Raw genomic sequence first — 26,323 nt, 5'->3', positions numbered from 1 at the left:
CGATGAACATCGAATCCATCGTCAACACCATCCTCGGCATCGTCTGGAGCCCGTACCTGGTGGTGCTCTGCCTGCTCGCCGGCCTGTACTTCAGCGTGCGTACCCGCTTCATCCAGCTGCGCGCTGCCGGAGATGCTGCGCCTGATGTTCCGGCACGAGCGCTCCGAAGCCGGTGTGTCACCGTTCCAGGCCCTGTCGCTGTCGTTGTCCAGCCGCGTCGGCGTCGGCAACATCGCCGGCGTTGCCATGGCCATCGCCTTTGGTGGCCCGGGCGCGATCTTCTGGATGTGGATCGTCGCCTTCCTCGGCGCCTCCAGCGCCTTCATCGAATCCACGCTGGCACAGATCTACAAGGACCGCGATGCCAAGGGCCAGTACCGCGGTGGTCCGGCGTACTACATCGAAAAGGGCCTGGGCCAGCGCTGGTACGCGGTGCTGTTTGCGCTGGTGACCGTGCTGGCCGGTGCGATGCTGGCCGGCACCCAGTCCAATGCGATCACCAGTGCGGTGAACGAAGCCTGGGACGTGCCGGTGATGACCACCACGGCGGTTCTGCTGGTGGTGCTGGGCGCGATCCTGATCGGCGGTGTGCGCCGCATCGCGCGGGTTGCCGAGTGGGTGGTGCCGTTGATGGCGGTGGCGTATCTGCTGGTGGCGGCACTGGTGATGGTGCTCAATGCAGAGAAAGTGCCGGAGGTGATCATGCTGGTGCTGCGCAGTGCATTCGGTGTGGATGCAGCGTTCGGTGCAATGATCGGCACCGCCATCCAGTGGGGCGTGCGCCGTGGTGTGCTGTCCAACGAGGCCGGCATGGGCAGCGGTGCGCATCCGGCCGCCGCCGCCGAAGTCACCCACCCGGTCAAGCAGGGCCTGGTGCAGTCATTTTCGGTCTACATCGATACGATGGTGGTGTGCAGTGCTACCGCCTTCCTGATTCTGTCCACGGGCCTGTACAACGTCTACGACCCGGCTGTGAACGGTATTCCGGATGAGGCGCGCCTGCTGCTGGGCAATCTGCCTGGCGTCGAGGCCGGGCCGCGCTTCGTGCAGCACGCGGTGGAGTCCGCGCTGCCGGGCTTCGGCCGTTCGTTCGTGGCGCTGGCGATCCTGCCGTTCGCGTTCACCACCATCCTGGCGCTGTACTACATGGCCGAGACCAATATCAGCTACCTGTGCCGTGATCGTCCCGCGCCGTGGGTGATGGGCGGGTTCCAGCTGCTGTTCCTGGCCGCGACCGGCTACTCAGCGGTGAACAGTGCAACGATCGCGTGGTCGCTGGGCGACATCGGCGTCGGCCTGATGAGCTGGCTGAACATCATCGCCATCCTGCTGCTGCAGAAGCCAGCGCTGGCGGCGCTGCGCGACTACGAACAGCATCGCCAGGCGGGCAAGGATCCGCTGTTCAACCCGAAGCTGCTGGGTGTGCGCAACACCAGCGTGTGGGAGGGCTGACAGGATCGGGTCAGATCCCTCGCCACGGCGAGGGCTCTGACCCACGCCATCGCCCGGTGGGTGCGCCCTTACCCGGTGGGTGCGAACCTTGGTTCGCACCGCTCTCGCCGCTGCTTTCGCCGGGCATGGTCCGGCGCTACCGCATCACTCGTTCGGCGGCGTGGTCGCCTTGGCTTCGCTGCCGAAACTGCCATCGGCTTCCGCGGCCAGATACGCGAACACGGTGTACGCGGCCACGTTCTGCGCCAGCGCCTTCGGGTCGATCTTGTCCAGCGTGTCGTCGGCGGTGTGGTGCAGGTGGAAGTAGTCCGAGCCGTCCTGCGCCAGCCATGCCCACGCGCCACCCTTGGCGGCCAACGGGCCGACGTCCGGGCCCGGGCCACCCTTGTCGGCCTGGTACTCGATGCCCAGCGGCTTCATCACTTCGGCAATCTGCTTCGTCGCTTCGCGCGAGCCTTCCGGGTTCGGCGAACCGGTATTGAAGGCATAGATGCGGCCGGCACCGAAGTCGCTCTCGGCGGCCAACTGGTGCAGGGCCACGTCCTTGGCGTGTGCCTCGGCATAGGCCTTGCCGCCGTACAGGCCCTGTTCCTCGTTGGCGAAGGCGATCACGCGGATGGTGCGCTTCGGCGCCTGCTTGAGCTGGCCGATCAGATGGCCCGCAGCCATGGTGATGCCCACGCCGGCACCGTCATCCACTGCGCCGGTGCCCAGGTCCCAGGAATCCAGGTGACCACCGATCACCACCACTTCCTTGGGCAGGCTGCGGCCGGTGATCTCGCCGATCACGTTGTACGAGGTGGCGGTGCCGTCCCAACCGCAGTCCAGCGCGACCTTCACCGTTGTCGCGCCACGGGCCAGCAGGCGGGCCAGCTGATCGGCGTCGGGCACCGACAGTGCTGCCGACGGCACCGGGGTCAGGCCGTCGTCGAAACGGGTGATGCCGGTGTGCGGCACGCGGTGCGAGTCGGTACCGGCCGAGCGCATCAGGAAACCGACCGCGCCCTTGCGGATTGCTTCGGACGGGCCCTTGCTGCGGATCGCGCCGCCACGGCCGTAGTCGCGGCCATCGCGGAACGGCAGCATCTGGTAATCAACGAACGCGATCTTGCCCTTCAGCGAACCGGCCGGTGCGGCCTGCAGTGCGGCCAGGTCGGCGAAGCGGACCACTTCGGCTTCAACGGTGCCGCCCGGGCTCCCGCCCAGCGCCGTGATCTGCAGCGGCTGCGGGTTCTTGCCGGTCACCGCGGCGTGTTCGCTGCGGCGCTCCCACTTCGGGAACGTCACCGGTTCCTTCCAGACCTTGTCGAAGCCGAGCGACTTGAACTTGGCTTCGGCCCAGGCCACGGCGCGGGCGTCGGCTTCGCTGCCGGCGATGCGCGGGCCGATTTCGGTGGTGAGCGATTCAACCACCTTCCAGCCGGTGTCGTCAGCCAGCGCCTGGTCGCGCAGCTGCGCAGCGGTGGCCAGCGACGCCGGGGGCAGGGTGGTGGTGTGCGGCGCCGCGAAGGCCGGGGCGGCCAGCAGGGCGAGGGAGGATGCGATGGCAAGGACGCGGCGACGCATGGACAGCTCCGGGAAGGGACCAAGCCTTGGAGCTTAACAGTCGTTCAGGCCCGCGCATGGGCGGGAGGTCATGGCTGCCGCGAACGCTGTTTTCCGCCACGTCCGGCAAAGCGAAAGCCCCGCCAGGGCGGGGCTTTCGTGCAGTCGCGGTAGTGCCGGCCGCTGGCCGGCTCCCGCATGTTCCGATGTTGCCGGCCAGCGGCCGGCACTACCGGTAGGCGGCCTTACTTCTTCAGGCTGTCGCGGATCTCGCGCAGCAGCACCACTTCCTCGGCCGGTGCGGCCGGGGCGGCGTCCTGCTTGCGCGACAGGCGGTTGATCGTCTTGACCACCAGGAAGATGGCGAAGGCCACGATCACGAACTGGATCAGCGTATTGATGAAGTCGCCGTAGCCGATCACCACGGCCGGGATTTCCTTGCCGTCGGCACCGATGCTGGCCGGTGACAACGTCCAGGCCAGCTGCGAGAAATCCACCTTGCCGATCAGCATGCCCAGCGGCGGCATGATGATCTTCTCGACCAGTGCGGTCACGATCTTGCCGAAGGCCGCGCCGATCACCACGCCGACGGCGAGGTCGATGACGTTGCCGCGCATCGCGAATTCCTTGAACTCGGTGAGCATTCCCATTGTTGTTTTTCTCCGGTGGGGGAAGTGGACAGCGCGCAGGGTAGCGCAGGTGATGTCAGCCGGCGATCACGCCGTGGCGCTCGGCCACGTTTTCCAAGCGGGCACTGAAGCGGTCGCCGGGCTTCAGCGCGGCCACTCCGGACGGGGTACCCATGAACACCAGGTCGCCGGCACGCAGCTGCCACAGCTTGGACAGCTCATGCAGAATCTCCGGCACGTTCCAGATCATCTGGTCCAGCAGCGCCTGCTGGCGCACTTCGCCGTTGACCTCCAGCGACAGGTTCAGCGCGGCCAGGTCGCCGACTTCCTCGGCATGGACAATCTCGCTGATCGGTGCCGAGGCATCGAAGCCCTTGGCTGCATCCCACGGATGACCCTTGTCCTTGGCGGCGGCCTGCAGGTCGCGGCGGGTCAAATCCAGTCCGACGGCATAGCCGTAGACCAGAGCGTCGGCATCGGCCACGGCCAGTTCGCCGGCTGGCGCATCACGGCCGATCGCCACCACCAGCTCCACTTCGTGGTGCAGGTTGGCGGTTGCCGGGGGATAGGGAATGGCATCGTCGTGGCCGACCACGATCGCATCGGCCGGCTTGCTGAAGAACATCGGACGGCCGCGATCGTCGGCCGCCGGCACTGCTGCGCCCATTTCGCGGGCATGGTCGGCGAAGTTGCGGCCGACGCAGTAGATACGGTGCACGGGGAAACTGCCGCCACCGGCTACCGGCACACGCGGCACGGCTACGGCAGGGATCACATCGGAGACATCGGACATGCGGGCATCCAGGAAGGGCGTGCCCGCAGTCTAGAACGCATGACGCCCGCCGTCAGCGGGCGCGGAGGGCGTGGATCAACGCGAGGCCGGCAGCACCGGCTTGCGCACCACGCGGAACTCACCCTCGACCACGTTCGGGTCGAGCGGACGGGCAGTGCCCGGCTTGCGCGAAGCCAGCAGCTTCCACGCCAGGCCGACCAGGATCATCGCCGCACCGACGAACACGCCGATGAACACCATCGCGGCCAGGATCGCCAAGCCGAGCAGGCCCACGGCCACACGCACCAGCGGGTGACGCGGCTTGCGTGGCGCGAACAGGGTGCGGAACTGGTTGAAGGCGGATGCGCGATTGAACATGGCGGCTCGATAGGCTGGGATCAGCGAAACCAGAGTATCGGGAGGTGCCACTGTCATTGAGTGAAAAACTCGTTAAATATAGCCTGTGCTTATTACGAATCAATGACTTGTGTTCATGTTGCAGCCAGTCACCTGAGCGGGCGTGCGACAATGCGCGTTTACTGTCCGAGCCTTCGCCATGACTGCCGCCGCTGCCCTGATCGCCCTTGATGCCATTGCCGATGGCGCGTTTGCCGAGGTCGAGGCGGTGGTTGATGGCGATGCCGAATCGCTGGTGCTGTACCGCGACGGCGCGCAGGTGCGCGCGTTCCTGAACATCTGCCCGCACGCCGGCCGTCGCCTGGACTGGGCCCCGGGCCAGTTCCTGAAGAGCCGCGAGGGCCACCTGGTCTGCGCCGCCCACGGCGCCTCGTTCGCGCTGGACAGCGGCGACTGCATCGCCGGTCCCTGCAAGGGCGACCGCCTGCGCGCCGTGCCGGTGGATGTGCGCGACGGGCAAATCTACCTGGCCTGACCCATCGGTGTGCGGACCAACGGTCCGCACCCACCGGATCAACAGATATCCAGAGATCCATCCACGCATGGCGTGGATCTACCGTGTCGACCAAGGTCGACATCTACCAAAGCAGTGCAGGACGCCGTTCCGACAGATCGCAGAAATCTGTCGAAGGCGGGGTGGGTCCGGTTGCGGGGGCGTGAGCCGCATGGATGCGGCGACCGAGCTTACAGGGACGTACTTGCAGCGTCCCCCGCAACCGGACCCACCCCGCCATCCCACGGATAGCCCGCTGTTGCTGTTGCTTCGGCCGTTGCCGTTGCCTCTGCGGGTGCAGGGCGCAGCCCTGCCAACAAACCCAACCCTCAGAACATCAGGTTGATCATCAGCACCACCACGCAGGTGTAGATCAGCGACAGCGGGCCGCCGACCCGCCACATCTCGCGCGGGGTGTAGTTGGCCGGGCCGGTGATCATCGAAATTACCGGGTTGGAGGCCGTCATCAGGTTGTTGGACGCCGACAGCGCCACGATCAGCGCGAACGCCGTCGGGTTGCCGCCCGCCGCCAGCGCAAGGTTCACCGCAATGGGCACCATCACGATGGTGGCGCCCACATGGCTGATGACCAGCGAGAACGCCGTGGTCAGCAGCGCCAGCGCCACCTCCAGTACCCATACCGGAATACCGGTGGGCAGCTTGTCGATGGTATGGCCGGCCACCCATGCCGCCGCACCACTGGAATCCATCGCCCAGCCGAGCGGGATCAGCCCGGCCATCATGAACACGGTCTTCCAGTTGATCGATGCATACGCCTCGTCCATGCGCAGCACGCCGGTCAGCAGCATGCCGGCCACGCCGGTCATCAGCGTCAGCGCCACCGGCAGCTTGCTGGTCAGCGCGATCAGGATGGTCAAGGCGAAGATCGCCATCGCGATCTTGAACTTGTGCGGGCGCTGCTCGCCGGTCGGGTAGTCGGTCACCACCACGAAGTCACGGCTGCGGGCGGCCTGCGCCAGGTCGGTCCAGATGCTGTGGAAGACCAGCATGTCGCCGGCGCGCAGCTGCACGTCGCGCACGTCCTCGCGGATCACCTGCTTGTCGCGGTTGATCGCCAGCAGGCTGATGCCGCGCTCCTTGCGCAGGCGCAGATCGGCCGCGCTCTTGCCGATCACGTTCGAGGTAGGCGGCACCACCGCTTCGGAAATACCGGCACGGCTCGGGTTGAACAGGTCGCCCAGGTGCTTCAGCCGCGAAGACATGCGCAGGAACTGGTTCTGCGCGAAATCGTTGATCTGCTCACGCGGGCCCATCGCGCCGAGCACGCTGCCAACCCAGATGCGCATCTCCGCCGGTGGCGCCAGGCGGGTGTCATTGCCGGTTTTCAGGGCCAGCAGCAGCGGGGCATCGTGCAGGTTCTCGGCCTCGCCCAGGGTCATGCCCACCAGCGGGCTTTCGGCACTGACCACCAGCTCGAACACATCGCCTTCGATGCCATAGGTCTTGGCGAAGTAGCTCTCGGTGCGCGCGGGCGTGACCCCGTCGTTGACCAGGTTCTCTTCCTCGATCAGCTTGCGGTCGCCGTAGTAGCGGAAATACAGCAGCGAAGCGATCAGCAGCGCCACGCCGATCGGCAGCGGCGCGAACATGCGCAGCGGCTCGATCGTGGCCAGGCCGGAAGGCAGGTTGTTGTTGGCCGAGGCCAGCAGATCGTTCAGCAGGATCAACGGTGAATTGCCGACCATGGTCAGCGCACCACCCATCACGATTGCCGCCGAAATGGGCAGCAGCAGGCGCTGCAGGGTCAACCCGGTGCGCGCTGCCAGTCGCGAGGCGACCGGCAGGTACAGCGCCATCACCGACGGGTTCTGCATGAAAGAGGAATTCAGGCCGGCAATGGCCGTGGTCATCATCAGCAGCCGCTGCTCGACGCCATGGCCGCGCCGCAGCAGCCACGCGGCCAGCCGGTTCAGCGCCCCGGTGCGGTCCAGGCCCGCACCGAGGATGGTGGTGGCGATGATGCTCATCACCGCGTTACCGGAGAAGCCGCCGAAGATTTCCTCCGGCGCGATCAGCCCGGTGACACCGAGCACCACCAGGACCACCAGCGCGACCACGTCGGCGCGGATGCGCTCGAACAGGAACATCGCCATCGTGAAGCCGACCAGCCCGAGCACGAGCTTCATGTCGTTGGTCAGCGTCAGCGCGGTATCCATGTGGGGCGCGGTGTCCTCAGGCGATCGTCAGGTGCGGTCGTACAGCAGGTCCCAGACGCCGTGGCCGAGCTTCTGGCCGCGGGTCTCGAAGTGCGTCTGCGGCCGCCAGTCCGGGCGCGGCACGCTGCCACGCGGGCCGGCGCGGTTGACCAGGCCAGCGGTGGCGTCGAGCACGTCCCACATCTGCTCGGCGTAGTCTTCCCAGTCGGTGGCGCAGTGCAGGCGGCCGCCCGGGCGCAGCTTGCGCACCAGCAGCTCGGCAAATGCAGGCTGCAGCAGGCGGCGCTTGTTGTGGCGCTTCTTGTGCCACGGGTCCGGGAAGTAGATGCGCACTTCATCCAGCGCGCCATCGGCAATCTCGTTCTGCAGCACTTCCACCGCATCGTGGTGGTACAGGCGCACGTGGTCGGCGTTGTCGTCGGCCAGCGCGTTCAGCAGGCGACCCACGCCGGGCGCGTGCACTTCGATGCCGATGTAGTCACGCGACGGATCATGCTGGGCGGCGAAGCGCAGCGCGGCACCGTTGCCGAAGCCGATTTCCAGCACCTTGTGCGCCTGGCGGCCGAAGGTGGCGTCCAGATCACGCGGCTGGCCGTTGTAGTCAATGCCGAAGCGCGGCCAGCGTTCGTCGAACGCGCGCTGCTGGGCAGGCGTGAAGCGGCCTTGGCGCAACACGAAGCTGCGGACCTCGCGGCGGCCCTCGCTCACGGTGAAGGGCTTGGGCGGGGCCTTGGAACCGGCGCTGTCGAAGGGATTGGTCATCAGCCGATCAACCCATCCACCGGGGAGGAGGCGCTGGCGTAGCGCTTGCGCGGGATGCGCCCGGCCAGGAAGGCCTCGCGGCCGGCCTCGACCGCCTTGCGCATGGCGCTGGCCATCAGCACCGGGCTGCGCGCACCGGCAATGGCGGTGTTCATCAGCACGCCGTCGCAGCCCAGCTCCATCGCGATCGCCGCATCCGACGCGGTGCCCACGCCGGCGTCGACGATGATCGGCACCTTGGCGTCTTCGATGATCTGCAGCAGGTTGTACTTGTTCTGGATGCCCAGGCCCGAACCGATCGGCGCAGCCAGCGGCATCACCGCAGCGCAGCCGATCTCTTCCAGGCGCTTGGCCAGGATCGGGTCGTCGGAGGTGTAGACCATCACTTCGAAGCCGTCCTTGACCAGCTGTTCGGCGGCCTTGAGGGTCTGCACCACGTCCGGGTACAGCGACTTCTGGTCGCCCAGCACTTCCAGCTTGGTCAGGTTGTGGCCGTCCAGCAGTTCGCGCGCCAGCCGGCAGGTGCGCACCGCGTCTTCGGCGGTGTAGCAGCCGGCGGTGTTGGGCAGGATGGTGTAGCGCTCCGGCGGCAGCACGTCGAGCAGGTTCGGCTCGCCCGGGTTCTGCCCGATGTTGGTGCGGCGGATGGCCACGGTGACGATCTGGGCGCCTGCAGCCTCGGTGGCCAGGCGGGTTTCTTCCAGATCCTTGAACTTGCCGGTGCCGGTGAGCAGCCGCGAGCCATAGGTCTTGCCGGCGATCACCAGCGAATCGGGGGAGACATGAACGTTCATGGCGCGATTATCGCTTATCCGCCTGAAGATGGGATCACGCAATGGCGTGCAGCCAGCAGAAGGGTAAAGGTAGTGCCGGCCGCTGGCCGGCAGATGCAGGGTGCCTGACGGCGTCGGATTGCCGGCCAGCGGCCGGCACTACCCGGGATGGCCTCAGCCCCCGCCCAGCGCGTGCACGATCTCCACCACGTCGCCTTCAACCAGGACATGCTCGCCATGGCGGCTGCGGCTGACGATCTCGCCGTTGACCTCCACCGCCACCCGGCGCTGCAGCAGCTGCTCGGCCTCAAGCAGGTCGTGGAGGGTCGCCGAGGCGGGCAGGGTGCGGGGTTCGCCGTTGAGCTGGATGTTCATCCCTGCATTGTCGCTGATAGCCCGTCGGGATCGGAACGTTTGTAATTTGAACCGGGCGCCAGCTCCGGCACAGCAGGGTTCGGCGTGGTCAGGCGACAATCCATGCGGCGGCGCAGCGTGAGCAAACGGCAGCGCGGTGAAACCATTGACCGTGCGCCGGCGTACGTGCGCCGGATTCCAACTTGTTTACCCCACAGGAGTTCCTAGATGCAGCTCAGCAAACACCCGATCCGCTCCCTCATGGCGGCTGCGATCGCACTGGCCGCGCTGCCGGCCATGGCAGGCGAAAATCCGTACTCCAAGGCGGTGTTCTTCGGTGACAGCCTCACCGACGCCGGCTACTTCCGCCCGCTGCTGCCCGAGGCCACGCAGGGGCTCTCCGGCCAGTTCACCACCAACCCGGGCTGGGTGTGGTCGCAGCAGGTCGCCAATTACTACGGCCTCAACAAGGACCCCAACGGCAACGGCCAGAACGGCGACAACTACGCTGTCGGCGGCGCCCGCGTGTCGGTCGAAGGCAGCGGTGCCCTCGGCGCGATCCCGTCTCTGAAGTCGCAGGCGGCCCGCTACCTGGCGGCAAACGGTGGCAAGGCTGACCGTAACGCCCTGTATACCGTCTGGGGTGGCGCAAACGACCTGTTTGCCGCCGCCGGCGCTGCCGGTGCGGGTGCGCCGCCGGCCCAGGTGCAGGGCATCATCGGCGCGGCGGTCACCGACCAGATCGCGCTGGTCGGCGCCCTGAAGCAGGCCGGTGCCCAGTACGTGCTGGTGCCGAACCTGCCGGACGTGGGCATCACCCCGCAGTTCCGCGGCCCCAATGCAGCAGCCGCCACCGCCATGTCGGTCGGCTACAACAAGGCGCTGTATGGCGGCCTGAAGCAGGCGGGCATCGAGTTCATTCCGCTCGATACCTTCAGCATCCTGCGTGAAGTGACCGCCAACCCGGGCATGTACGGTTTCACCAACGTCACCGGCACCGCCTGCAAGATCAACCCGGCCAACACCACGGGCAGCATCATCGGCTGCAACCCGACCACCTACGTCAGCCCCGATGCGTACCAGACCTATCTGTTCGCCGATGGCGTGCATCCCACCGTTACCGGTCACCAGCTGCTGGGCCAGTACGCCGTCTCGGTGCTGGAGGCTCCGCGCCTGCAGCAGGTGCTGAGCCACTCGGCACAGACCGTCGGCCGTTCGCGTGCCGACCAGGTCAGCAACCACCTGGGCGCCCGTCCGGCCGATGGCCTGTCGTGGTGGGGTGGCGTGCGCGGTGACCTGCAGCGCTATGACCACGCCGACCTGTACGACGGCGTGGCGCCGGCCGGCCTGTTCGGTGTCGACTGGGCACGCAACGGCGTGGTGGTCGGCGGCTTCGCCGGCTTCGGTCGCATGAGTGCCGACTTCGGCAACAGCCGTGGCGACTTCACCCAGAAGGACACCACCGCCGGCCTGTTCGCTGCCTGGTATGGCGACCGCGTCTGGGTCAACGGCCAGGTCAGCTACACCTGGTTGTCGTATGACGTGAACCGCAAGGTCCAGCTGGGCCCGGCTACCCGCGAACACGGTGGCTCGCCGGACGGCAGCAACCTGACCGCTGCACTGAATGCCGGTTACGAGTTCGGCACCGAAGGTGGCTTCCGCCACGGCCCGATCGCTGCGGTGATCTGGCAGAAGGTCAAGATCGATGGTTACAGCGAAAGCGCTGCTGCGGGCACGCTGGCCACCGCCCTGGGCTACGACCGCCAGAACGTCGACTCGACCGTCGGCCGCATCGGCTGGCAGGCCCGCTTCGATGGCGGCACCGTCAAGCCGTACGTGCAGGTGACCTACGACCACGAGTTCGAGGACACCAAGCAGGCCAGCGCGTGGCTGCAGACCCTGCCGGAACTGGGCAGCTACCGCGTGCCGGGCCTGGACTTCGACAAGAACTACGCCACTGCCGTACTGGGTGCGCGCATGGACCTGTTCGGCCTGCAGGGCAACGTTGGCCTGAGCACCACGGCCGCGCAGAAGCGTGCCCGTGACGCGACGATCTTCGCCACCGTGGGTGGCAGCTTTTGATGAATGCAACATCCCGGGCACCGCAAGGTGCCTGGGATGCCTGCACGGCAGCGCCGGGCCATGCCCGGCGGGTGCGGCGGCCACCATTGCGCAACACCGGCCGCTCCGCATAGACTTTCACCCGCAATGCGGGCGTAGCTCAATGGTAGAGCTGTAGCTTCCCAAGCTACTGACGTGGGTTCGATTCCCATCGCCCGCTCCATGTCTCCCAACGGTTTGCGCCGCTTCAGGCGCTCCGCGATATCCAGACTGCTCCGCATTTCACCGCGTCGGAGTGGCCTTGGCCCCACTTCTTTCGCACGTAGATCTCGGTCGTGGTGACCGATGAATGGCCCAGTTGGTGCTGCGCCTCGCGAATGTCCTTTGCCGAATCGGCCTTGTCCGTGCCCGCCTTGGTGCGGATATCTCGGAACTGGAACTCCCCCTTTGCAGTACCCGCTGCCTCCCGGGCCTTGTCGAACCGGTAGCGCAGGGCCGCGCGCCCCAGAGCTAGGCCGTCGTCGTCTACGATCAGCCGCGTGCTGTAGACCTTCTCTCGCCCATTCGGGCACTTCTCCCTCTTGCGTTTTGCAACGCGCTCGAGCAGCGCAGCCAACTCGCCTGTGATCTCCATGGCGACGCGGTTGCTGGTCTTCGACTTCTGGATGATGAGGCCGCGCGCTGCGACCTGGCTCACGTCCATTGCGGATGCCAACGGGCAACCAGTCTTCTCCCAGGTCCCGGCAACTGTCTTGTACGGAGTGCACTGATATACCAGCAGGCTTTGAGGCGTACACCTCATCTGGAACGGTGCATGTCCGAAGCGATCTGCTCAACTTCCATTTGCGCCATAATATCGATATCAACGAAGCTTGCGCCGTTGCGTACCATGTGTCGAGGATCATAGTAGCCCGGTACGTCACGCTTGACTTCCAGGCCAAGAGCCCCGTAGTTGCGGTCACTGGTCCGAACAGCAACTTCGGGCTCAACGTGATTTTGACTAATCTCGGAGGCAACAACTGGCGAGTGTCGGCCTACGCGGGCTCATCGTTTGTATTCGATACGGTGCGGGTATGCGACTCGGTTGTGACCGGAACGCCGGGCAAGACCGGAATCGAGGTCTACCGAGCGCACACCGTGGAGCTGGCCTTCGCTTTGTGGGCGAAGCCCCTGCGCATCATGGGCGTAGCTACTGCCCTGTTCGGGGCGGCAGAGGACGCCTATATGCTGGTGCCGGCTGGCCGGCGCTACGCGGTGATCTCGTCTCGTTCGTGTCAGCGGATTGAGCGTGGCGTGGGCTTCCGCCTGACCGGGCCGCAGAAGATGGGACCGGTGTAGCGGGTTCGGGGCGCTTCTACTATGCCGGTGCGACTGCCCTGATCCCGCAGTCCGACAATGAGACACAGTTCAGCGCATCCGGCCACTTCGTGCTGATCGACGTGACCGGGCACTAGGCTGCGGCGTGTCAGATTGCGCCGATGTGCTACTCAGCCCAGATCACCGCCGTGTATCAGAGGCTGTGCCGTAGCATCGGCGAGGGAATGTTGATGCATGAGGTTGCGTCTGAGGACGAGAAATGGCGCCGATTGCTTGGATGCGCGATCAGTCCAGTCGAGGTAGTATCGGTTGGTCACTGTAGAGAGAAGCAGGCTTGGCGGTCTACTTCGGAAGTGACGGAAATCGCATTGTTACCAAGGAGAAGGTCGTGTTGAAGGGCTGTTTTGCTGGGCTTCTTGCGCTGGTGGGATTCATTTCCTTCGCTCCCGATGTTGAGGCGAAAGCTGTTCGTTGCGATACATGTACTAGGGACCTTGATTTCCGCAATGAAGCAATAAGGCTAGGTGCGGGAACACATCTTGTTTATAACGTATCCGCCAATTTGATCCAGCAGTACTACATCGGATACGACAGCACTGGAGGTGGAGGTGGAGGTGGTGGCGTTGTTCCCCGTGCTGCGGGTCCTGTGGTGCAGCGTCAGACGCCACCGTCAGGAGCAGTCGAGGAGGTTAAGCGTGCGCACCAGGTAATGGTGGAGGGCGGCGGCACCCTACGGCCCACTTATATCGTTCCAGTTGATGTTTTGGGTCTGAACCCAAGTGCCTCGGGCAAGACCGCCTATGACTACGTCGGTGATCACAACTTGCGCGCGATGGTAGAGTCAGCAGCTGGCAGTACTGGTGTAATCACAAAGATTGTTGGTGCCAACGTTTTGACAGCGATGTCTGATCTTCTCCAGCACGTGACCAACTACACAGGACTTCGCGATCAAGCTCGACTGTTGATGCGGATTGTGTTCAAAGATGGATCCTACGTTACGGTTATTGTGAATCTTGAGTATCAGAACGGTCAGAGCGAAGTAGGTAGTGAGCGTACTGCCGCAGGTCAATTGATTCCTTCCGATATTCAGCAGGTGCAGGGGGAGTGGACGGACTACAACGGGGAGAACCTTGCACAAATGGTCACGCACCTGCATGGCCTTGGTGCAACGATGACTTCGTCTGGTCCATCCTCTGGCTCCGTGCAGGCAATTACTTGCAGCGGTGCCGGCGCGGCCAAGACATGCCATGTACAGTATCTGATTCGCTGATTGTACTGGCCGCTGGAATAGCCCCTGTATAAAGGGGCTATTTTATTGTGAGGCGAATATTGTCGAAGCTGGGGTGATGGCCGCTAAATCCCTCTGCGCCTGAGCAGCGCCGCGCCGGCCAAGCCGTCGACGACCAAGCCCCTTCCGAAGGACGCCATCAAAGCGTGGGTGAGGGCAGAGATTCAGCAGATGCAGCGTTTCGTCTCAGGGGCCCGAGCGCACTCCGCAATTGCTGCGGATACTGCGTTTCTCTCGGTAAAAGTGAATCTGCAGCGCGGCCCATTGCAGAGCGGAAATCATAGGTAAGCCATTGAAGCGTAGGGGGTCATGACGAGCTTCCCAAGCTGCTGACGTGGGTTCGATTCCTATCGCCCGCTCCATGTCTCCAAGGTACTCCCCCCAAGCGAACGCGGCGCAATCGCTGAACCACACCGAAGTCCAGCGTGTGGCGGCAGCGCCCTGATTTCTCTCTTCAATGCGTTGGACTGTGGCTTCTCCGAACCGCAGCTCAAGTGACTTGTTTACAAGGCGCATTGCAATCGCGTTCGAATCGTCGACGCTGGCTCCTGCAACCTCCGCTGTCTGCCGGGTCCGCCGGGCCGCGGGGTTCAGTTGGTGCTGGGCTTGGGGATGCTAAAAGATCGTTAACCCTTGCCTCCCATCGTCAGCTGCCCGGAGCGCGAATGATCCCCGCACTTTTGCCCCTCAGGCGTTGCTTTGATTTTTCAGGGCGATCCAACCGGAAGGAGTTCTGGTCATACTCCCTGTCTGCTGCCCTTGTTGTGGCAGTGGGCTACACCTTGATGGACGGCGGATACTGGCTGACGGGCACCGTGCTGCTCGACGGGGAGGCCTTCGAGCCGTTCCGGACGCTGGGGTGGGTCATGACGGTCTGCGCGGTCATCGTCCTCCTTCCGCCCATGCTGGCCCTGGCCGTTCGACGACTGCACGACATCGACGAGTCCGGCTGGTACGTCGTGATCGCCTTCATCCCGTTGGGCGTATTCGTCCTCTTCCCGGTCATGCTTCTGCCGGGCAACGAGGAAGAGAATCGATTCGGCGGTGTTTCCGGCCTGCCAGGTGCCTGACTCAACGCCGGGCGAAGTCCACCAGGTCGGAAGGGTAGTGGGGGCAGGTGCGTAGCGTGGCGTCGTCACCGCCATACAGCACCACCAGCGCAGCCACTTCAAATGCCCAGTAGCCCCACGCGTTCGGCCCGATCAGGCGCCGGGTCCGCTTCTGAGCCTTTGGCGGCAGCAGGAAGAAGTCGCGGTACTGCACCTGCAGGTAGCCGGCCAGCAGTGAAGGGTCGAACGCTTCACCGTCGCGCAGCGGCGCGAACAGCTCGGCGAACGGTCGCGGATGAAAGACCTCATCACTGGCTTCCACCAGGCCCAGCGCCGGCGCGCTGAGGTAGTCCAGCACGCGGTCGGTGTCGAAACAGAGCACTTTCTCCACCAGCGCCGGCAGGCGTTCCTGCGCATCCAGCAGCACGCCCAGTGACAACAGCTGCAGTGCGTATTCGTAGTGCTGCGTTGTACGCGATTGCAACGACGCAGCCAGCGCGATGTCGTGGCCTTGCTGTTGCAGGCTGTCCCGGGCAAGGGCCAGCAAACGCGCATGCTCGAGCCAGAGATCTGCTACGTCGGCATGCATCTGCTGCAACGCCGTGGGGGCGAAGCCGCGGTCGATGCCTTTCAGCAGCAGGTTGCTGCCGGTCTGTGCAACCGTCTCCCAGCCGTAGGCATGCTCCAGGGCCGCATGTCCCTGCAGCGGTTCCTCCACAGATTCACCGCCATTGCGCGCATGGCGTGCAAGCAAGGCCATGCCTGCGTTCCAGTCCGCCTGCCAATCCGGCAGGCGAAGCGTGCGGCGCGGCTGGCCCGGGGCCTTGGCCAGTGCTCTCCATCGCGGCAGCATGTCCTGCAGCAGATTCCGGCGATTCACGGCAGTCATCGATTCCATCATCAGCGAGAGTCTAGCGGCATTGCCGGCTCGAACCCCATTGCCTGGCACAGCGTTGAAGGTTTGAATGGTGCACAGTCGCCGCCACCCAGCCTGCATGACCGTTGATCGAATCGCCCTCCGCCGTTTCACCCAGTGGCTGCCGTTCCTGATATGGGTAGCGATCTGCGTGGTGTGGTGGTCGCCTTGGGGCGTGGTCGTTGGCCTGGCCGCATGCCTTGCCCTGGGCGGCGTGCTGCAGCACTTCGATCTGGTCGGCGATGCTGTAGGGGGCGCACTGCTGCGCTCGCGGGCGAAGCTGCCCTTCGCCACCCGGCCGCCCACGCATGATGTCCTGTTGGATTGGGGCGAGCTGGGCATGGGCGGGCCGGCCTACGGCACCCTGATGCTGCGCGATGGCGCCATTGTCGAGGGCGTATCCACCGCAGGCAGCCACGATGCCAGCGGCGAGTGGCTGGCGCTGGCGGGTAGTGCGCTGCGTGTGGCCAGTGGCTACAGTGATCGCAGCGAAGCGGTGATCGTCTATGACGAAGCGGACAAGAGGGTGATGCACCTGCTGGCGATTGTTCCCAGCCTGTTCTGGCAGGAGCTGCACGAGCGCCGGCAGCTTGGCGGGGATGCCGAAGCCGCGATGTGGTTGCGGGATATTCCCAGTCGATCGACCACGCTGCGCCCCTGCCGGGGTCTATGGCTGGAACAGGAGCATCCGGCGCTGGCCGCCGGGGTGCCGCAGGTGTTGCGGCATGTCCTGCCTGATGCCCGGGTGCTGCAGGCCATCCCGCTGCTTCCCGACGACCTGCGCCTGACTGCGCATCCGACCTTGTTCGCGCGCATCTGCCCGTACGCGCTCTGTCTTGATGGCGAGCCCAGTGACCGTCACGTCTGCGATCTGGAGACGGTCATTGCCAGCCCGTCCGGACGATGCGTGGTGGTGGCGGGCAGCGTGCTTGATGGGGATCTGCGTCCCATCGAGGGCGTATGGCTCGTTCACTGGCAGGGGCGTTGGCAGGCCATTGGCCGCCGTGCGATGGGCGGCACTGGCAAGACCCGGAGTGGGGCCTGGATCGATGTGATCGCGGTCGGCGATGACGGAACGCTTCGCTGCGAAGCCTATGAGGAACACTGGACGTTCGAGGCGATCACACGCGTCCCCACGCCACACACGGCATTGGCGCTGCCTGTGGAATGGCGGGAAACCGCATTGGCCGTGCGTGTCCGCGATGGGGGCTTCTCGCTGCGCCTGCCCCGCGCGGATCAGCGGCCCTCAGTCACAGGTTAGACTGCGTCGAATCAAGCAGGGAGGTTCCGGCATGCGTCGTCGATGCAGGCCGGGAAAGCGCTGGAAAAGCTGAAGAAATGGGCTGCGGGCAGTACCGGGTGCGGATGACCGGCCTTCCGTATGGCTCATGCGTCTGCCGCCTGCACCTGTTGCGCATACTCCTCGGTAAACAGCCCTGACAATGCCCGGCGCTGCTCTGCATCGATGGCGCGCGAGGCGTTGGTTGTGTAGTCGAAATGCACCATCACGCAGCGCCCGCTGGCCACCAGGGCCTCGAACTGGAACGCCTGCTGCACGATCGATAGCGAGGAGCGGCCGATGTTTTCGATGCGGGTCTCGATGCGCACTTCGTGTCCCGGCTGTATCTGCTGCAGGAAGTCGATTTCGTAGCGGCGCAGGATCAGCGTCAGGTCGCGCATGCTGGCCTCGCGGCTGAAATGACGGAAGATCTCCTGGCGACCTTCCTCGAACCAGACGGGCAGGGCGGTGTTGGTGACGTGGCCGAGTACATCCACTTCGGAGAAACGCGGAAGGATCGTCAACGGCATGAAGTCTCCGGGGTGTAGTGGGTGGGGTCTCCGGCGACGATGCTGCCATCGCCGGAGACAGTGCGGCGACTACCGGCTGTCAGTCTGAGTAGAAGCCGTTGCCGAGGGTGCCGGGCAGGCCGGGTTCCGGCCACGGCATCAGTGACGTGCAGGCGTCATACAGCGTGCAGAAGTCCTGCCGCAGTTGTGCAGGCACCCAGCTGCCATAGGAAACGTCGGTCGAGTCGCCCTGGCAGGCGTAGGAAACATCGATCCAGCGGGTATTGGCGTGTGAGGCAACGCCCTGGTGCTGTGTCTTGCCCGTGCAGTAGCGCAGGCCCTGGCCGATCAGGGTGTTGTTGGCATCGAAGTAGAGCCGGGAGACTGCGTGGGTTGGCGCAGCCTGTACGTGTGCGGCGCTCCCCATCAGGCCAAACAGCAACAACAGCGGAATTCCCATTCGCATCTGTGGTTCTCCTTGGGTTGTGTAAGCCGGCCGTGTCCTGTCCTGTAGCCGGCAACAGCCATCTTCGCACAGCCCCGGCAGGCACGCAGATGCGGCGGCCTGCAGGGCATCATCCGCCCGCCACACGCCCGCGCTATGCTGCGCGCCTGCCGTCCGATCCTGCCGCGATGAAGCTCGCCATCCTGTCCCGCAACAGCTCCCTGTACTCCACCCGCCGGCTGGTCGAGGCGGCCCCGCGCGCGCGGCCACACCGTTCGCATCCTCGACCCGCTGCGCTGCTACATGCGCATCGCCGCCGATGGTTTTTCGATGCACTACAAGGGCCGGCCGATGACCGGCGTGGACATGGTCATCCCGCGCATCGGCGCCTCGATCACCCGCTATGGCACCGCCGTGCTGCGCCAGTTCGAGCTGATGGGTGCGCGCACTCCCAACCCGTCCGATGCGATCCTGCGTTCGCGCGACAAGCTGCGCGCGCACCAGCTGCTGGCAGCCAAGGGCATCGACATGCCGGTCACCGTGTTCGGCGACAACCCCGATGACACCGTCGACCTGCTGTCGATGCTCGGCCCGCCGCCGCACGTGGTGAAGCTCAACGAGGGCACTCAGGGACGGGGCGTGATCCTCACCGAGAAGGCCAGCGCTTCGCGTGGCATCGTCGAGGCCCTGCGGGGCCTGTACGCCAACTTCCTGATGCAGGAGTTCATCGGCGAAGCCAAGGGCGCCGACCTGCGCTGCTTCGTGGTCGGTGACCAGGTGGTGGCGTCGATGCAGCGCCAGGCGCCGGAAGGTGACTTCCGCTCCAACCTGCATGCCGGCGGCACCGCGGTGGCGGCCAAGGCCAGCCGCGCCGAACAGCAGGTGGCGGTGCGTTCGGCCAAGGCGCTGGGCTTGTCGGTCTGTGGCGTGGACCTGATCCGCTCCGCGCGTGGGCCGCTGGTGCTGGAGGTCAACTCCACGCCAGGGCTGGAGGGCATCGAAGCCGCCTGCGGGGTGGATGTGGCCACGCGTATCATCGAGCATGTCGAGAAGTTCAAAAAACCTTGATTAATCAATGGCTTGAAATTCTCATGGGCAAATGGGGCCAGCTTTAACGCGCCTTTAATCGGCGCCGGCGTAGCCTTCAGCGAACCGCAGCTCTGCCTCTCAGCAGGATCGGTATCGGGATACGACTTCAGACCCAGGCGGGGCACCGTCTGGGTCTTTTTTATGCCGCCGGAAGTCCCTTGTGGAGGCAGCGTGACGGCCGTAGAGTGGCGCCCATCGTTCCTGGATGGATCCGGAGGCTGGCGATGTACCGCATCACGATGATCGCGTTGTTGCTGGGGCTGTCTGGTGCTGTCTCCGCCAAGCCGGAGAAGACCGCCATACAGATGGATGGGCAGGCCCCGGTGGCCGAGCAGGTCCGGCGGGTTGAGAAGGCCCTCGATGACGGCGAGTACAGCGAGATTTCCGCCGATGACCGCGCCCAGGTGCAGCAGGCACTGGCGCGCATCACCCAGCGCATGGGCGACCACCGCACGCTTCAGGAGCTCCCGCCGCAGGTCCAGGCGGAGGTGTTCAACGACCAGGAGCGTATCAATACCGTTCTTGTCCGCGCCCACGAGGACAGCCGCCAGATCTGCCAGCACACCCGCACCACCGGCAGCAACATGCCTAAAAGCCGCTGCCTGACCGTGGCCGAGCGCCGCCGGATCGAGGAAAAGGGCAAGGCACTGCTCAACGACCAGCGCACCTTCAACAACTTCAACCCCGCCACCAACCACTAGGCCGTCCGATGCCCCTGCGCATGGCACTTGCTGGCGTGAAGGTGGTGCGAATACAGTCAACACTCAACTCAAACAAGGATTCGTTTGTCATGAAGTCCCTCCTGATGTCGGCGGTCCTGATCTCGGGCCTGACCCTGGCCACCGCCGCCTCTGCATCGAACCAGTCCGGTGAGGTCTTTATCCCCGGCAAGCCGCTGCAGCAGCAGATCGAGCGCATCGAAATCGAACTCAACGATGGCGAGACCTACAGCGAACTGAAGCAGACCGACCGCAGCCGCGTACGCGAGGCGCTGGTGCGCATGCGCACGGCCGTCGAGCAGCATCCTGACCGCGATTCCATGCCTGAACAGGTACGAACCGATGTCTTCAACGACCAGCAGATCGTGAACACGGTTTTGACACAGGCACGTGAAGATAGTCGTCTAATATGCCAACGTGAAAAGGCCACGGGTTCGAACCGGTCCACGACGCAGTGCACTACCGTTGCCGAGCGCGCCCGGCGGAAGGACAAGGCACAGCGTGATATGGGCCAGGCCCAGCGCATCGGCAAATTCGTAAATTAGAGGTGACAGTGAGAATCCTGGTAATCGAAGACAACAGCGACATTGCGGCCAACCTGGGCGACTACCTGGAGGACCGGGGCCACACCGTGGACTTCGCGGCTGACGGGGTTACCGGTCTGCACCTGGCCGTGGTGCACGAGTTCGACGCGATCGTGCTGGATCTCAATCTGCCAGGCATGGACGGCATCGAGGTCTGCCGCAAGTTACGCAATGAAGCGCGCAAGCAGACCCCGGTACTGATGCTCACCGCCCGCGATTCGCTGGACAACAAGCTGGCCGGCTTCGATTCCGGCGCGGACGACTACCTGATCAAGCCGTTCGCGCTGCAGGAAGTGGAAGTGCGTCTGAACGCCCTGTCGCGACGCGGCAAGGGCGTGCAGACCCGCGTACTGGAAACCGGCGATCTGGAATACAACCTGGATACGCTGGAAGTGCGCCGCCAGGGCAAGCTGCTGCAGCTCAACCCGACCGCGCTGAAGATCCTGCAGGCGCTGATGGAAGCGGCCCCGGCCGTGGTGACCCGCCAGGAGCTGGAAACCCGTGTGTGGGGTGAAGAACTGCCCGATTCGGATTCCCTGCGCGTGCACATCCATGGCCTGCGTGCGGTGGTCGACAAGCCGTTTGAAGTGCCGCTGATCCAGACCCGCCATGGCATCGGATACCGCATCGCCACCCCGGAAGCCTGATTCGGTGGCAACCAAGGGGGAGCGCCGGCGCACGCCTTATCGGCGGCGCCTGCGCAGCCGCATCATCGTTTCGTTCGTGTTGTTGGGCTTCTGCCTGACGACACTGTTCGCGTTCGCCACCAACTGGGCCCGCCTGCGCGTGGAAAACCAGCTGGTGGAAGAGCTGATGAACCGCAACATCGACGAGTATGCGCGCCGCTATTACGAGCACCCCGGGCATAACCCGGACGCACCGGTGCTGCAGATCAAGGCCTATGCGTATTCGAAGGACAAGTTCGACCGGGTGCGCGAAGAACGCGCGCAGTGGGCGGGCTTTTCCGATGGCATCCACAGCGTCAGCGGCGATGAGCACGGCGAGCCGTACTCCTACAAGCTGGCCGTGCGCAAGACGCCCGACGCCTGGTTCTTCCTCGCCTATGACATGACCGACAGCGTGCGCGGCGGCAAGCAGCTCAACCGCGCGCTGGTGCTGTCGGTGCTGGTGTTCAGCGTGCTGTCGCTGGTGCTGGGCTGGTGGTCGGCCTCGAAGGTGATGAAGCCGGTGTCGGATCTGGCCGCGCGGCTGCGTGCCTATCGCGGCGGCACCAGTGATCCCGAGCCGTTGGCGCCACGCTTTCCCGACGACGAAGTGGGGCAGCTGGCCCAGGCGCTGGACGACTATTCCTCGCGGCTGACCGAAGTGGTGCAGCGCGACCGTGAATTCAATGCAGACGTCAGCCATGAGCTGCGTACGCCGCTGGCGGTGATCCGTGGCGCCACCGAGCTGCTGCTGACCCGGCCCGGCCTGGACGAGAAGGTGCTGCAGCGCCTGCAGCGCATCCAGCGCGCCGAACAGCAGTGCAGCGATCTGATCGGCGCGCTGCTGCTGCTGTCGCGCAACGAGCGCGGGCAGGGCACCAGCAACGTCGCCCGCGTGGCCGAGCAGCTGCTGGACGCACACCGTGCGCAGCTCGGTGGCAAGCCGCTGGAGCTGCTGCTGGAAGGTGAGCGCAATCTGGTGATCGACGCGCCCGAGGCGGCGCTGTCGGTGGCACTGGGCAACCTGATCGGCAACGCCGTGAAGTACTCGCAGGACGGCGAGGTACGCGTGTTCGTCGGCACCAATTCGGTGTCGGTAACCGACAGTGGCCCGGGCCTGAGCGAGGAAGACGCGGCCAAGCTGTTCCAGCGTGGCTACCGCGGCACGCATGCCGGCCACTCGCAGGGCGGCGGCATCGGCCTGTCGATCGTCAGCCGCCTGTGCGACCTGTACGGCTGGCAGGTAAGCGTGCGCCCCGGCGGCCAGCGTGGCGTGATCGCCACCCTGACGTTCTCGCCGAAGCCGTTGTAAGCGGTAGGTGCCGACCTTTGTCGGCACAAACCCTGCCGACCTTGTATCGCGCCCTGTGTCGCTGGTGCCACCACCGTGATCGCTGCCGCGCCCCGCGCGTGTAGATCCCGCCATGCGTGGATACGCTTCGGTAGTGCCGGCCGCTGGCCGGCAACCAGGCCTCACCCCCCGGCCAACCCCAGATACCGCGCATGCAGCTGTTCCACCTGCACCTGCAGGTCCTCCGGCTGCCCATCATTGACCACCACGTCATCGGCCAGCGCCAACCGCTGCGCGCGGCTGGCCTGCGCAGCAATCATCCGGTCGGCCAGCGCGGCATCAATGCCATCGCGCTGCATCAGCCGCGCATGCTGCACGGCTTCGGGCGCATCCACCAGCAACACCCGGTCCAGCCACGGGTAGGCTTTCCGCCCACCTACCTCGGTCAGCAGCGGAATCGCGGCAATCGCATAGGGGCTCTCAGCCTGCTCGCACTGCTGTTGCATCAGCCGACGGATGGCGGGGTGGGTGATGGCTTCCAGCGCCGTCCGCTCGGCCGGGTCGGCAAACACGTGGGCGCGCAGGCGCCCCCGGTCCAGGCTGCCATCGGCCAGCAGCATGTCGGCGCCGAAACGCTCGGCGATACGGGCCAGCGCCGGGCTGCCGGCAACCACCACGGCCCGTGCGGCCAGATCGGCGTCGGCCACCACGATCCCCAGCGCCTCGAAGCGCCGGGTCACCTCGCTCTTGCCGGAGGCGATGCCTCCGGTCAGGCCAACCACATAGCGGCTCATGGGGACTCCCCTCAGCGCAGCCCGCTCATCACCAGGTACTGCTCCACCAGTGGCGCACCCCACATGAAGTACAGCCAGCCGGCGATGGCCAGATATGGCCCGAACGGGATGGGCGTGGCGCGGTCACGGCCCCGGCTGTACAGCCAGATCGAACCGATGATGGCGCCCAGCACCGACGACAGCAGGATGATCGGCAGGATCCCCTTCAGACCACACCAGGCGCCCAGGGCCGCCAGCAGCTTGAAGTCGCCGTGGCCCATGCCTTCCTTGCCGGTCAGCTGCTTGAACAGCCACCAGACCGTCCACAGCGACAGGTAACCCACCGCCGCGCCCACCAGGGCGGGCTTGGCCGGCATGTACAGATTGTCGATGCTGCCTATCAGCCCCAGCCACATCAGCGGCAGAGTGAGCTGGTCGGGTAGCAGCTGCGTGCGCAGGTCGATGCCGGACAGGGCGATCAGGAAGCAGGTCAGCACGATGGCGCCGAAGCCCTGCCAGCCGAAGCCGAACTGCCAGACGCATGCCAGTACCAGCACCGAGGTCAGCGCCTCCACCAGCGGGTACTGCAGCGAGATCGGCGCCTTGCAGTGGCGGCACTTGCCACCCTGGATGATCCAGCTGAACAGCGGGATGTTCTCGTACCAGCTCAGCTTGTGCTTGCAGTGCGGGCAGTGCGACGGCTCGACCACGATCCCCGGTGGGGGTGGTTCATAGAAGTCCGGTTCCTCCAGGACCTCGCGCGCATCGCGCTTCCACTGCCACTCCAGCCGCTTGGGTAGCCGCAGGATGACCACGTTCAGGAAACTGCCCAGCAGCAGTCCCAGGGCGGCCGCGGCGGGGTAGCCGAGGCCGGGGTGCTGGTCGAGAAATGCCATTGATACCTTTAGCCGACGACGGCGCCGAGTTTGAAGATGGGCAGGTACATCGCGATGACCAAGCCACCGACAATGGTACCAATGAACACCATGATCATCGGTTCCAGCAGGCTGCTCAAGGCATCCACGGCATTGTTCACTTCCTGCTCGTAGTATTCAGCCACCTTGAACAGCATGGCGTCCAGGGCGCCCGCCTCTTCGCCGATGCCGGTCATCTGGATGACCATGTGCGGGAACAGGTTCAGCTGCTTCATGGCCATGTTGACCGGGTAGCCCACCGAGACGTCGTCGCGCATCCGCAGTACCGCCTCGCCATAGACCTTGTTGCCGGTGGCGCCAGCCACGATGCCCAGCGCCTCCACCAGTGGCACGCCGGCCTTGAAGGTCACCGCCGTGGTGCGGGCGAAACGGGCGATCGAGCTGTTGTGCATGATCTGGCCGATCACGGGCACCTTCAGAATGGCCCGATCCAAGCCATGCTGCATCTTTGGCGATCGCTTGTAGGCCATAATCGTTCCAACGACCGCAGCGACGATCACGATCACGATGGGCAGCCACCAGCTAACCATGAATCGAGATAGTCCCACGACCATCTTGGTGAAGGCCGGAAGGTCTGCACCGAAACTCGTGAACACTTCTTCGAACTGGGGAACGACCCATACGAGCAGAATCGTGCTGACCAGGAAGGCCACCACAAGCACCATGGCCGGGTAGAACAGGGCCTTCTTGATCTTGCCCTTCAACGCTTCGATGTTCTCCTTGTAGGACGCGATCGTGTCCAGCACCGTTTCCAGCACACCGGCGCTTTCACCGGCACGTACCAGATTGCGGTAGAGCTCGTCGAACTGGACGGGGTGACGGCTGATCGCCTCGTTCAGCGAAGATCCGCCTTCGATGTCGGCGCGGATCCCATCCACCATCTTCTTCATGCGCGGGTTCTTGTGCCCGCTGCCGATGATCTCCAGTGCCGAGACGATCGGCACGCCGGATTTCATCATCGTGGCCATTTGCCGGCTGAAGAAGGCGATGTCCTTGGCATTCACCGGCTTGCCGGCCGCGCCGAACAGCGGCTTAGGCTTGGGCTTCACTTGGCCGGGATTGATCCCCTGCTTGCGTAGTTCGGCGCGCAGCAGATTGGCGTTCTTCGCCAACTGCTCGCCCTTCATCTTGATACCCCGCTTGTCGGTCCCCTCCCAGACAAACGGCTGCAGCTCCATGGTGCTACGCGCCACGGGCTCTTTCTTGATCGCACTGCGACTGACAGACATGTTGGCTCCCCAAGGCCCGCCATCCCCAGGCGGGCATCCTGACCGGCGATGGTAGCTGGTTCAGGGCCGTCCGGGGAGCCCGCTGGCGTGACGCCGCGCAGGGTTTTCGACCTGGCGAGACGAAAGGTGACGTACCGCGTCACATTGCCGCGTCCATCGCAGATTCGCTTCTGGGGGGTTCCCATCCGCGAAATTGCTGCCATCATTGGCGAGGGGAAATCGGGGAGACGCTGCCATGGGAGATTGGCACGTAACCTGCGTTGATCCACCCGCGGGGACGGGCAGCCTGCTCATCCGGCCTTCTGACCGGTCGGCAGCCACCCCCGACATCAACCACCACTTATCTTGGGGATGTACCACCATGAAGAACCAGAAGGGCTTCACCCTGATCGAACTGATGATCGTCGTTGCGATCATCGCCATCCTGGCCGCCATCGCGCTGCCGGCGTACTCCGATTACACCAAGAAGTCGAAGGTCTCGGAAGTCGTGCTGGCCGCTTCGGCCCTGCGCACCGCTGTTGCTGAATACGCTTCTTCGAACAATACTCTGCCGGGCGCGAGCTGGAGCGGCTTTGAGGCTCAGTCGTCCAAGTACGTCAGTGGTGTCACTTGGGATGGCACCAAGATCACTGCAACTGCCCAGAGCATTGGTAGCGGCGTCGATGGTGCAACCATTGAACTGACTGCGAGCTTGAACTCGGCCAACGGTACTGTTGACTGGAAGTGCAGCGGCGGCATTCCGTCCAAGTACCGTCCGGGCAGCTGCCAGTAAACAGCTGCAAACGCTGTAGTTTCTTAGT

At 64.9% G+C, this 26,323-nt stretch carries 26 protein-coding genes, 1 tRNA gene and 2 pseudogenes; 14 read left to right on the top strand and 15 right to left on the bottom strand.

Annotated elements, in window-relative coordinates; genetic code table 11:
* The first annotated feature begins 2 nt into the window (after positions 1-2).
* A pseudogene (locus tag ACZK2V_RS18435) lies at positions 3-1,452 on the top strand (alanine/glycine:cation symporter family protein).
* A gap of 144 nt (positions 1,453-1,596) precedes the next feature.
* Here the strand turns inward: ACZK2V_RS18435 and ACZK2V_RS18430 are convergent.
* The 4 genes from ACZK2V_RS18430 to ACZK2V_RS18415 all read right to left on the bottom strand — a co-directional run bounded on the left by ACZK2V_RS18430 (position 1,597) and on the right by ACZK2V_RS18415 (position 4,776).
* Complete coding sequence (locus ACZK2V_RS18430) at positions 1,597-3,018, bottom strand: M28 family peptidase (protein WP_486322656.1); 1,422 nt, start codon at positions 3,016-3,018, stop codon at positions 1,597-1,599.
* Positions 3,019-3,242: 224 nt separating this feature from the next.
* Positions 3,243-3,647, bottom strand: a complete 405-nt coding sequence (mscL, locus tag ACZK2V_RS18425) for a large-conductance mechanosensitive channel protein MscL (protein ID WP_107432151.1) — start codon at positions 3,645-3,647, stop codon at positions 3,243-3,245.
* A gap of 55 nt (positions 3,648-3,702) precedes the next feature.
* Positions 3,703-4,419, bottom strand: a complete 717-nt coding sequence (locus ACZK2V_RS18420; protein WP_201117192.1) for a fumarylacetoacetate hydrolase family protein — start codon at positions 4,417-4,419, stop codon at positions 3,703-3,705.
* Positions 4,420-4,494: 75 nt separating this feature from the next.
* On the bottom strand, positions 4,495-4,776 hold the full coding sequence (locus tag ACZK2V_RS18415; protein ID WP_046985468.1) for a hypothetical protein: 282 nt from the start codon (positions 4,774-4,776) through the stop codon (positions 4,495-4,497).
* A gap of 178 nt (positions 4,777-4,954) precedes the next feature.
* Here ACZK2V_RS18415 and ACZK2V_RS18410 point away from each other — a divergent pair, with 178 nt between their 5' ends.
* The gene (locus ACZK2V_RS18410) at positions 4,955-5,290 is read left to right on the top strand and encodes a Rieske (2Fe-2S) protein (RefSeq protein WP_049401603.1); all 336 of its coding nucleotides are present in this window, start codon (positions 4,955-4,957) and stop codon (positions 5,288-5,290) included.
* A 347-nt stretch (positions 5,291-5,637) separates the two neighbouring features.
* Here the strand turns inward: ACZK2V_RS18410 and ACZK2V_RS18405 are convergent, their stop codons facing one another.
* The 4 genes from ACZK2V_RS18405 to thiS form a co-directional block, all read right to left on the bottom strand.
* A complete protein-coding gene (locus ACZK2V_RS18405; RefSeq protein ID WP_010481466.1) occupies positions 5,638-7,485 on the bottom strand; it encodes an SLC13 family permease in 1,848 nt (615 codons plus the stop codon).
* Positions 7,486-7,512: 27 nt separating this feature from the next.
* Positions 7,513-8,247, bottom strand: coding sequence for a tRNA (guanosine(46)-N7)-methyltransferase TrmB (gene trmB, locus ACZK2V_RS18400; RefSeq protein WP_071229637.1), 735 nt, complete (start codon positions 8,245-8,247; stop codon positions 7,513-7,515).
* Entirely contained in the window at positions 8,247-9,041 is a 795-nt protein-coding gene (locus ACZK2V_RS18395) for a thiazole synthase (protein WP_010481470.1), read from the bottom strand. The genes trmB and ACZK2V_RS18395 overlap by 1 nt, the downstream gene beginning before the upstream one ends.
* Positions 9,042-9,194: 153 nt before the next feature.
* Complete coding sequence (thiS, locus tag ACZK2V_RS18390; RefSeq protein ID WP_125892724.1) at positions 9,195-9,395, bottom strand: sulfur carrier protein ThiS; 201 nt, start codon at positions 9,393-9,395, stop codon at positions 9,195-9,197.
* Positions 9,396-9,602: 207 nt separating this feature from the next.
* Here thiS and ACZK2V_RS18385 point away from each other — a divergent pair, with 207 nt between their 5' ends.
* Both ACZK2V_RS18385 and ACZK2V_RS18380 read left to right on the top strand, forming a co-directional pair.
* Entirely contained in the window at positions 9,603-11,456 is a 1,854-nt protein-coding gene (locus ACZK2V_RS18385) for an autotransporter domain-containing esterase (RefSeq protein ID WP_032128836.1), read from the top strand.
* Between the two features lie 128 nt (positions 11,457-11,584).
* Positions 11,585-11,658 (top strand) — tRNA-Gly (locus tag ACZK2V_RS18380).
* A gap of 24 nt (positions 11,659-11,682) precedes the next feature.
* On the opposite strand, the gene ACZK2V_RS18375 is transcribed toward ACZK2V_RS18380, so the two are convergent.
* Positions 11,683-12,132, bottom strand: coding sequence for a tyrosine-type recombinase/integrase (locus tag ACZK2V_RS18375; RefSeq protein ID WP_486322655.1), 450 nt, complete (start codon positions 12,130-12,132; stop codon positions 11,683-11,685).
* A gap of 113 nt (positions 12,133-12,245) precedes the next feature.
* On the opposite strand from ACZK2V_RS18375, the gene ACZK2V_RS18370 reads away from it, so the two are divergent.
* From ACZK2V_RS18370 to ACZK2V_RS18360, 3 genes are all read left to right on the top strand, one after another.
* The gene (locus ACZK2V_RS18370; protein ID WP_486322654.1) at positions 12,246-12,773 is read left to right on the top strand and encodes a hypothetical protein; all 528 of its coding nucleotides are present in this window, start codon (positions 12,246-12,248) and stop codon (positions 12,771-12,773) included.
* A 313-nt stretch (positions 12,774-13,086) separates the two neighbouring features.
* Complete coding sequence (locus tag ACZK2V_RS18365) at positions 13,087-14,022, top strand: hypothetical protein (protein WP_486322653.1); 936 nt, start codon at positions 13,087-13,089, stop codon at positions 14,020-14,022.
* Positions 14,023-14,705: 683 nt separating this feature from the next.
* Entirely contained in the window at positions 14,706-15,110 is a 405-nt protein-coding gene (locus ACZK2V_RS18360; RefSeq protein WP_049425112.1) for a DUF805 domain-containing protein, read from the top strand.
* A gap of 1 nt (position 15,111) precedes the next feature.
* Here the strand turns inward: ACZK2V_RS18360 and ACZK2V_RS18355 are convergent, their stop codons facing one another.
* A complete protein-coding gene (locus tag ACZK2V_RS18355) occupies positions 15,112-15,978 on the bottom strand; it encodes a PoNe immunity protein domain-containing protein (protein WP_486322652.1) in 867 nt (288 codons plus the stop codon).
* A gap of 106 nt (positions 15,979-16,084) precedes the next feature.
* On the opposite strand from ACZK2V_RS18355, the gene ACZK2V_RS18350 reads away from it, so the two are divergent.
* Positions 16,085-17,266, top strand: a complete 1,182-nt coding sequence (locus ACZK2V_RS18350) for a hypothetical protein (RefSeq protein WP_486322651.1) — start codon at positions 16,085-16,087, stop codon at positions 17,264-17,266.
* A gap of 125 nt (positions 17,267-17,391) precedes the next feature.
* Here the strand turns inward: ACZK2V_RS18350 and ACZK2V_RS18345 are convergent, their stop codons facing one another.
* Both ACZK2V_RS18345 and ACZK2V_RS18340 read right to left on the bottom strand, forming a co-directional pair.
* Complete coding sequence (locus ACZK2V_RS18345; RefSeq protein WP_049425109.1) at positions 17,392-17,814, bottom strand: acyl-CoA thioesterase; 423 nt, start codon at positions 17,812-17,814, stop codon at positions 17,392-17,394.
* A gap of 79 nt (positions 17,815-17,893) precedes the next feature.
* Positions 17,894-18,259 carry a hypothetical protein gene (locus tag ACZK2V_RS18340; RefSeq protein ID WP_223224661.1) on the bottom strand — a complete coding sequence of 122 codons (366 nt, stop codon included), beginning with the start codon at positions 18,257-18,259 and terminating at the stop codon, positions 17,894-17,896.
* A gap of 167 nt (positions 18,260-18,426) precedes the next feature.
* Between ACZK2V_RS18340 and rimK the strand changes: the two are divergent.
* From rimK to ACZK2V_RS18315, 5 genes and pseudogenes are all read left to right on the top strand, one after another.
* Positions 18,427-19,306 (top strand): annotated as a pseudogene (gene rimK, locus ACZK2V_RS18335) (30S ribosomal protein S6--L-glutamate ligase).
* Positions 19,307-19,551: 245 nt separating this feature from the next.
* The gene (locus tag ACZK2V_RS18330; RefSeq protein ID WP_010481495.1) at positions 19,552-20,028 is read left to right on the top strand and encodes a hypothetical protein; all 477 of its coding nucleotides are present in this window, start codon (positions 19,552-19,554) and stop codon (positions 20,026-20,028) included.
* Between the two features lie 89 nt (positions 20,029-20,117).
* Positions 20,118-20,591, top strand: coding sequence for a hypothetical protein (locus ACZK2V_RS18325; RefSeq protein ID WP_071229642.1), 474 nt, complete (start codon positions 20,118-20,120; stop codon positions 20,589-20,591).
* An 8-nt stretch (positions 20,592-20,599) separates the two neighbouring features.
* Complete coding sequence (locus tag ACZK2V_RS18320; protein WP_005410804.1) at positions 20,600-21,277, top strand: response regulator transcription factor; 678 nt, start codon at positions 20,600-20,602, stop codon at positions 21,275-21,277.
* A complete protein-coding gene (locus tag ACZK2V_RS18315; protein ID WP_032128829.1) occupies positions 21,240-22,607 on the top strand; it encodes a sensor histidine kinase in 1,368 nt (455 codons plus the stop codon). Before ACZK2V_RS18320 ends, ACZK2V_RS18315 begins: the two co-directional genes overlap by 38 nt.
* 161 nt (positions 22,608-22,768) lie before the next feature.
* Here ACZK2V_RS18315 and coaE read toward each other — a convergent pair whose 3' ends face one another.
* Genes coaE through ACZK2V_RS18300 form a run of 3 tightly spaced genes read right to left on the bottom strand, consistent with a single transcriptional unit; the run spans position 22,769 to position 25,523 of the window.
* Positions 22,769-23,380, bottom strand: a complete 612-nt coding sequence (gene coaE / locus ACZK2V_RS18310) for a dephospho-CoA kinase (RefSeq protein ID WP_486322650.1) — start codon at positions 23,378-23,380, stop codon at positions 22,769-22,771.
* Positions 23,381-23,391: 11 nt separating this feature from the next.
* The gene (locus ACZK2V_RS18305) at positions 23,392-24,255 is read right to left on the bottom strand and encodes a prepilin peptidase (RefSeq protein WP_032128827.1); all 864 of its coding nucleotides are present in this window, start codon (positions 24,253-24,255) and stop codon (positions 23,392-23,394) included.
* A gap of 8 nt (positions 24,256-24,263) precedes the next feature.
* Positions 24,264-25,523 carry a type II secretion system F family protein gene (locus ACZK2V_RS18300; RefSeq protein WP_057504392.1) on the bottom strand — a complete coding sequence of 420 codons (1,260 nt, stop codon included), beginning with the start codon at positions 25,521-25,523 and terminating at the stop codon, positions 24,264-24,266.
* A 361-nt stretch (positions 25,524-25,884) separates the two neighbouring features.
* Between ACZK2V_RS18300 and ACZK2V_RS18295 the strand changes: the two genes are divergently transcribed.
* The gene (locus ACZK2V_RS18295; protein ID WP_057504393.1) at positions 25,885-26,295 is read left to right on the top strand and encodes a pilin; all 411 of its coding nucleotides are present in this window, start codon (positions 25,885-25,887) and stop codon (positions 26,293-26,295) included.
* Positions 26,296-26,323 lie beyond the last annotated feature (28 nt).

It is taken from the genome of Stenotrophomonas sp. 93052_Sma (assembly GCF_056481145.1).
This window is presented reverse-complemented; position numbering and strand designations above follow the sequence as displayed.

Coding starts and splice junctions, on each gene's coding strand:
- ACZK2V_RS18430 (WP_486322656.1), bottom strand. CDS start 3,018: ATGCGTCGCCGCGTCCTTGCCATCGCATCCTCCCTCGCCCTGCTGGCC.
- mscL (WP_107432151.1), bottom strand. CDS start 3,647: ATGGGAATGCTCACCGAGTTCAAGGAATTCGCGATGCGCGGCAACGTC.
- ACZK2V_RS18420 (WP_201117192.1), bottom strand. CDS start 4,419: ATGTCCGATGTCTCCGATGTGATCCCTGCCGTAGCCGTGCCGCGTGTG.
- ACZK2V_RS18415 (WP_046985468.1), bottom strand. CDS start 4,776: ATGTTCAATCGCGCATCCGCCTTCAACCAGTTCCGCACCCTGTTCGCG.
- ACZK2V_RS18410 (WP_049401603.1), top strand. CDS start 4,955: ATGACTGCCGCCGCTGCCCTGATCGCCCTTGATGCCATTGCCGATGGC.
- ACZK2V_RS18405 (WP_010481466.1), bottom strand. CDS start 7,485: ATGGATACCGCGCTGACGCTGACCAACGACATGAAGCTCGTGCTCGGG.
- trmB (WP_071229637.1), bottom strand. CDS start 8,247: ATGACCAATCCCTTCGACAGCGCCGGTTCCAAGGCCCCGCCCAAGCCC.
- ACZK2V_RS18395 (WP_010481470.1), bottom strand. CDS start 9,041: ATGAACGTTCATGTCTCCCCCGATTCGCTGGTGATCGCCGGCAAGACC.
- thiS (WP_125892724.1), bottom strand. CDS start 9,395: ATGAACATCCAGCTCAACGGCGAACCCCGCACCCTGCCCGCCTCGGCG.
- ACZK2V_RS18385 (WP_032128836.1), top strand. CDS start 9,603: ATGCAGCTCAGCAAACACCCGATCCGCTCCCTCATGGCGGCTGCGATC.
- ACZK2V_RS18360 (WP_049425112.1), top strand. CDS start 14,706: ATGATCCCCGCACTTTTGCCCCTCAGGCGTTGCTTTGATTTTTCAGGG.
- ACZK2V_RS18355 (WP_486322652.1), bottom strand. CDS start 15,978: ATGACTGCCGTGAATCGCCGGAATCTGCTGCAGGACATGCTGCCGCGA.
- ACZK2V_RS18350 (WP_486322651.1), top strand. CDS start 16,085: ATGACCGTTGATCGAATCGCCCTCCGCCGTTTCACCCAGTGGCTGCCG.
- ACZK2V_RS18345 (WP_049425109.1), bottom strand. CDS start 17,814: ATGCCGTTGACGATCCTTCCGCGTTTCTCCGAAGTGGATGTACTCGGC.
- ACZK2V_RS18340 (WP_223224661.1), bottom strand. CDS start 18,259: ATGCGAATGGGAATTCCGCTGTTGTTGCTGTTTGGCCTGATGGGGAGC.
- ACZK2V_RS18330 (WP_010481495.1), top strand. CDS start 19,552: ATGTACCGCATCACGATGATCGCGTTGTTGCTGGGGCTGTCTGGTGCT.
- ACZK2V_RS18325 (WP_071229642.1), top strand. CDS start 20,118: ATGAAGTCCCTCCTGATGTCGGCGGTCCTGATCTCGGGCCTGACCCTG.
- ACZK2V_RS18315 (WP_032128829.1), top strand. CDS start 21,240: ATGGCATCGGATACCGCATCGCCACCCCGGAAGCCTGATTCGGTGGCA.
- coaE (WP_486322650.1), bottom strand. CDS start 23,380: ATGAGCCGCTATGTGGTTGGCCTGACCGGAGGCATCGCCTCCGGCAAG.
- ACZK2V_RS18305 (WP_032128827.1), bottom strand. CDS start 24,255: ATGGCATTTCTCGACCAGCACCCCGGCCTCGGCTACCCCGCCGCGGCC.
- ACZK2V_RS18300 (WP_057504392.1), bottom strand. CDS start 25,523: ATGTCTGTCAGTCGCAGTGCGATCAAGAAAGAGCCCGTGGCGCGTAGC.
- ACZK2V_RS18295 (WP_057504393.1), top strand. CDS start 25,885: ATGAAGAACCAGAAGGGCTTCACCCTGATCGAACTGATGATCGTCGTT.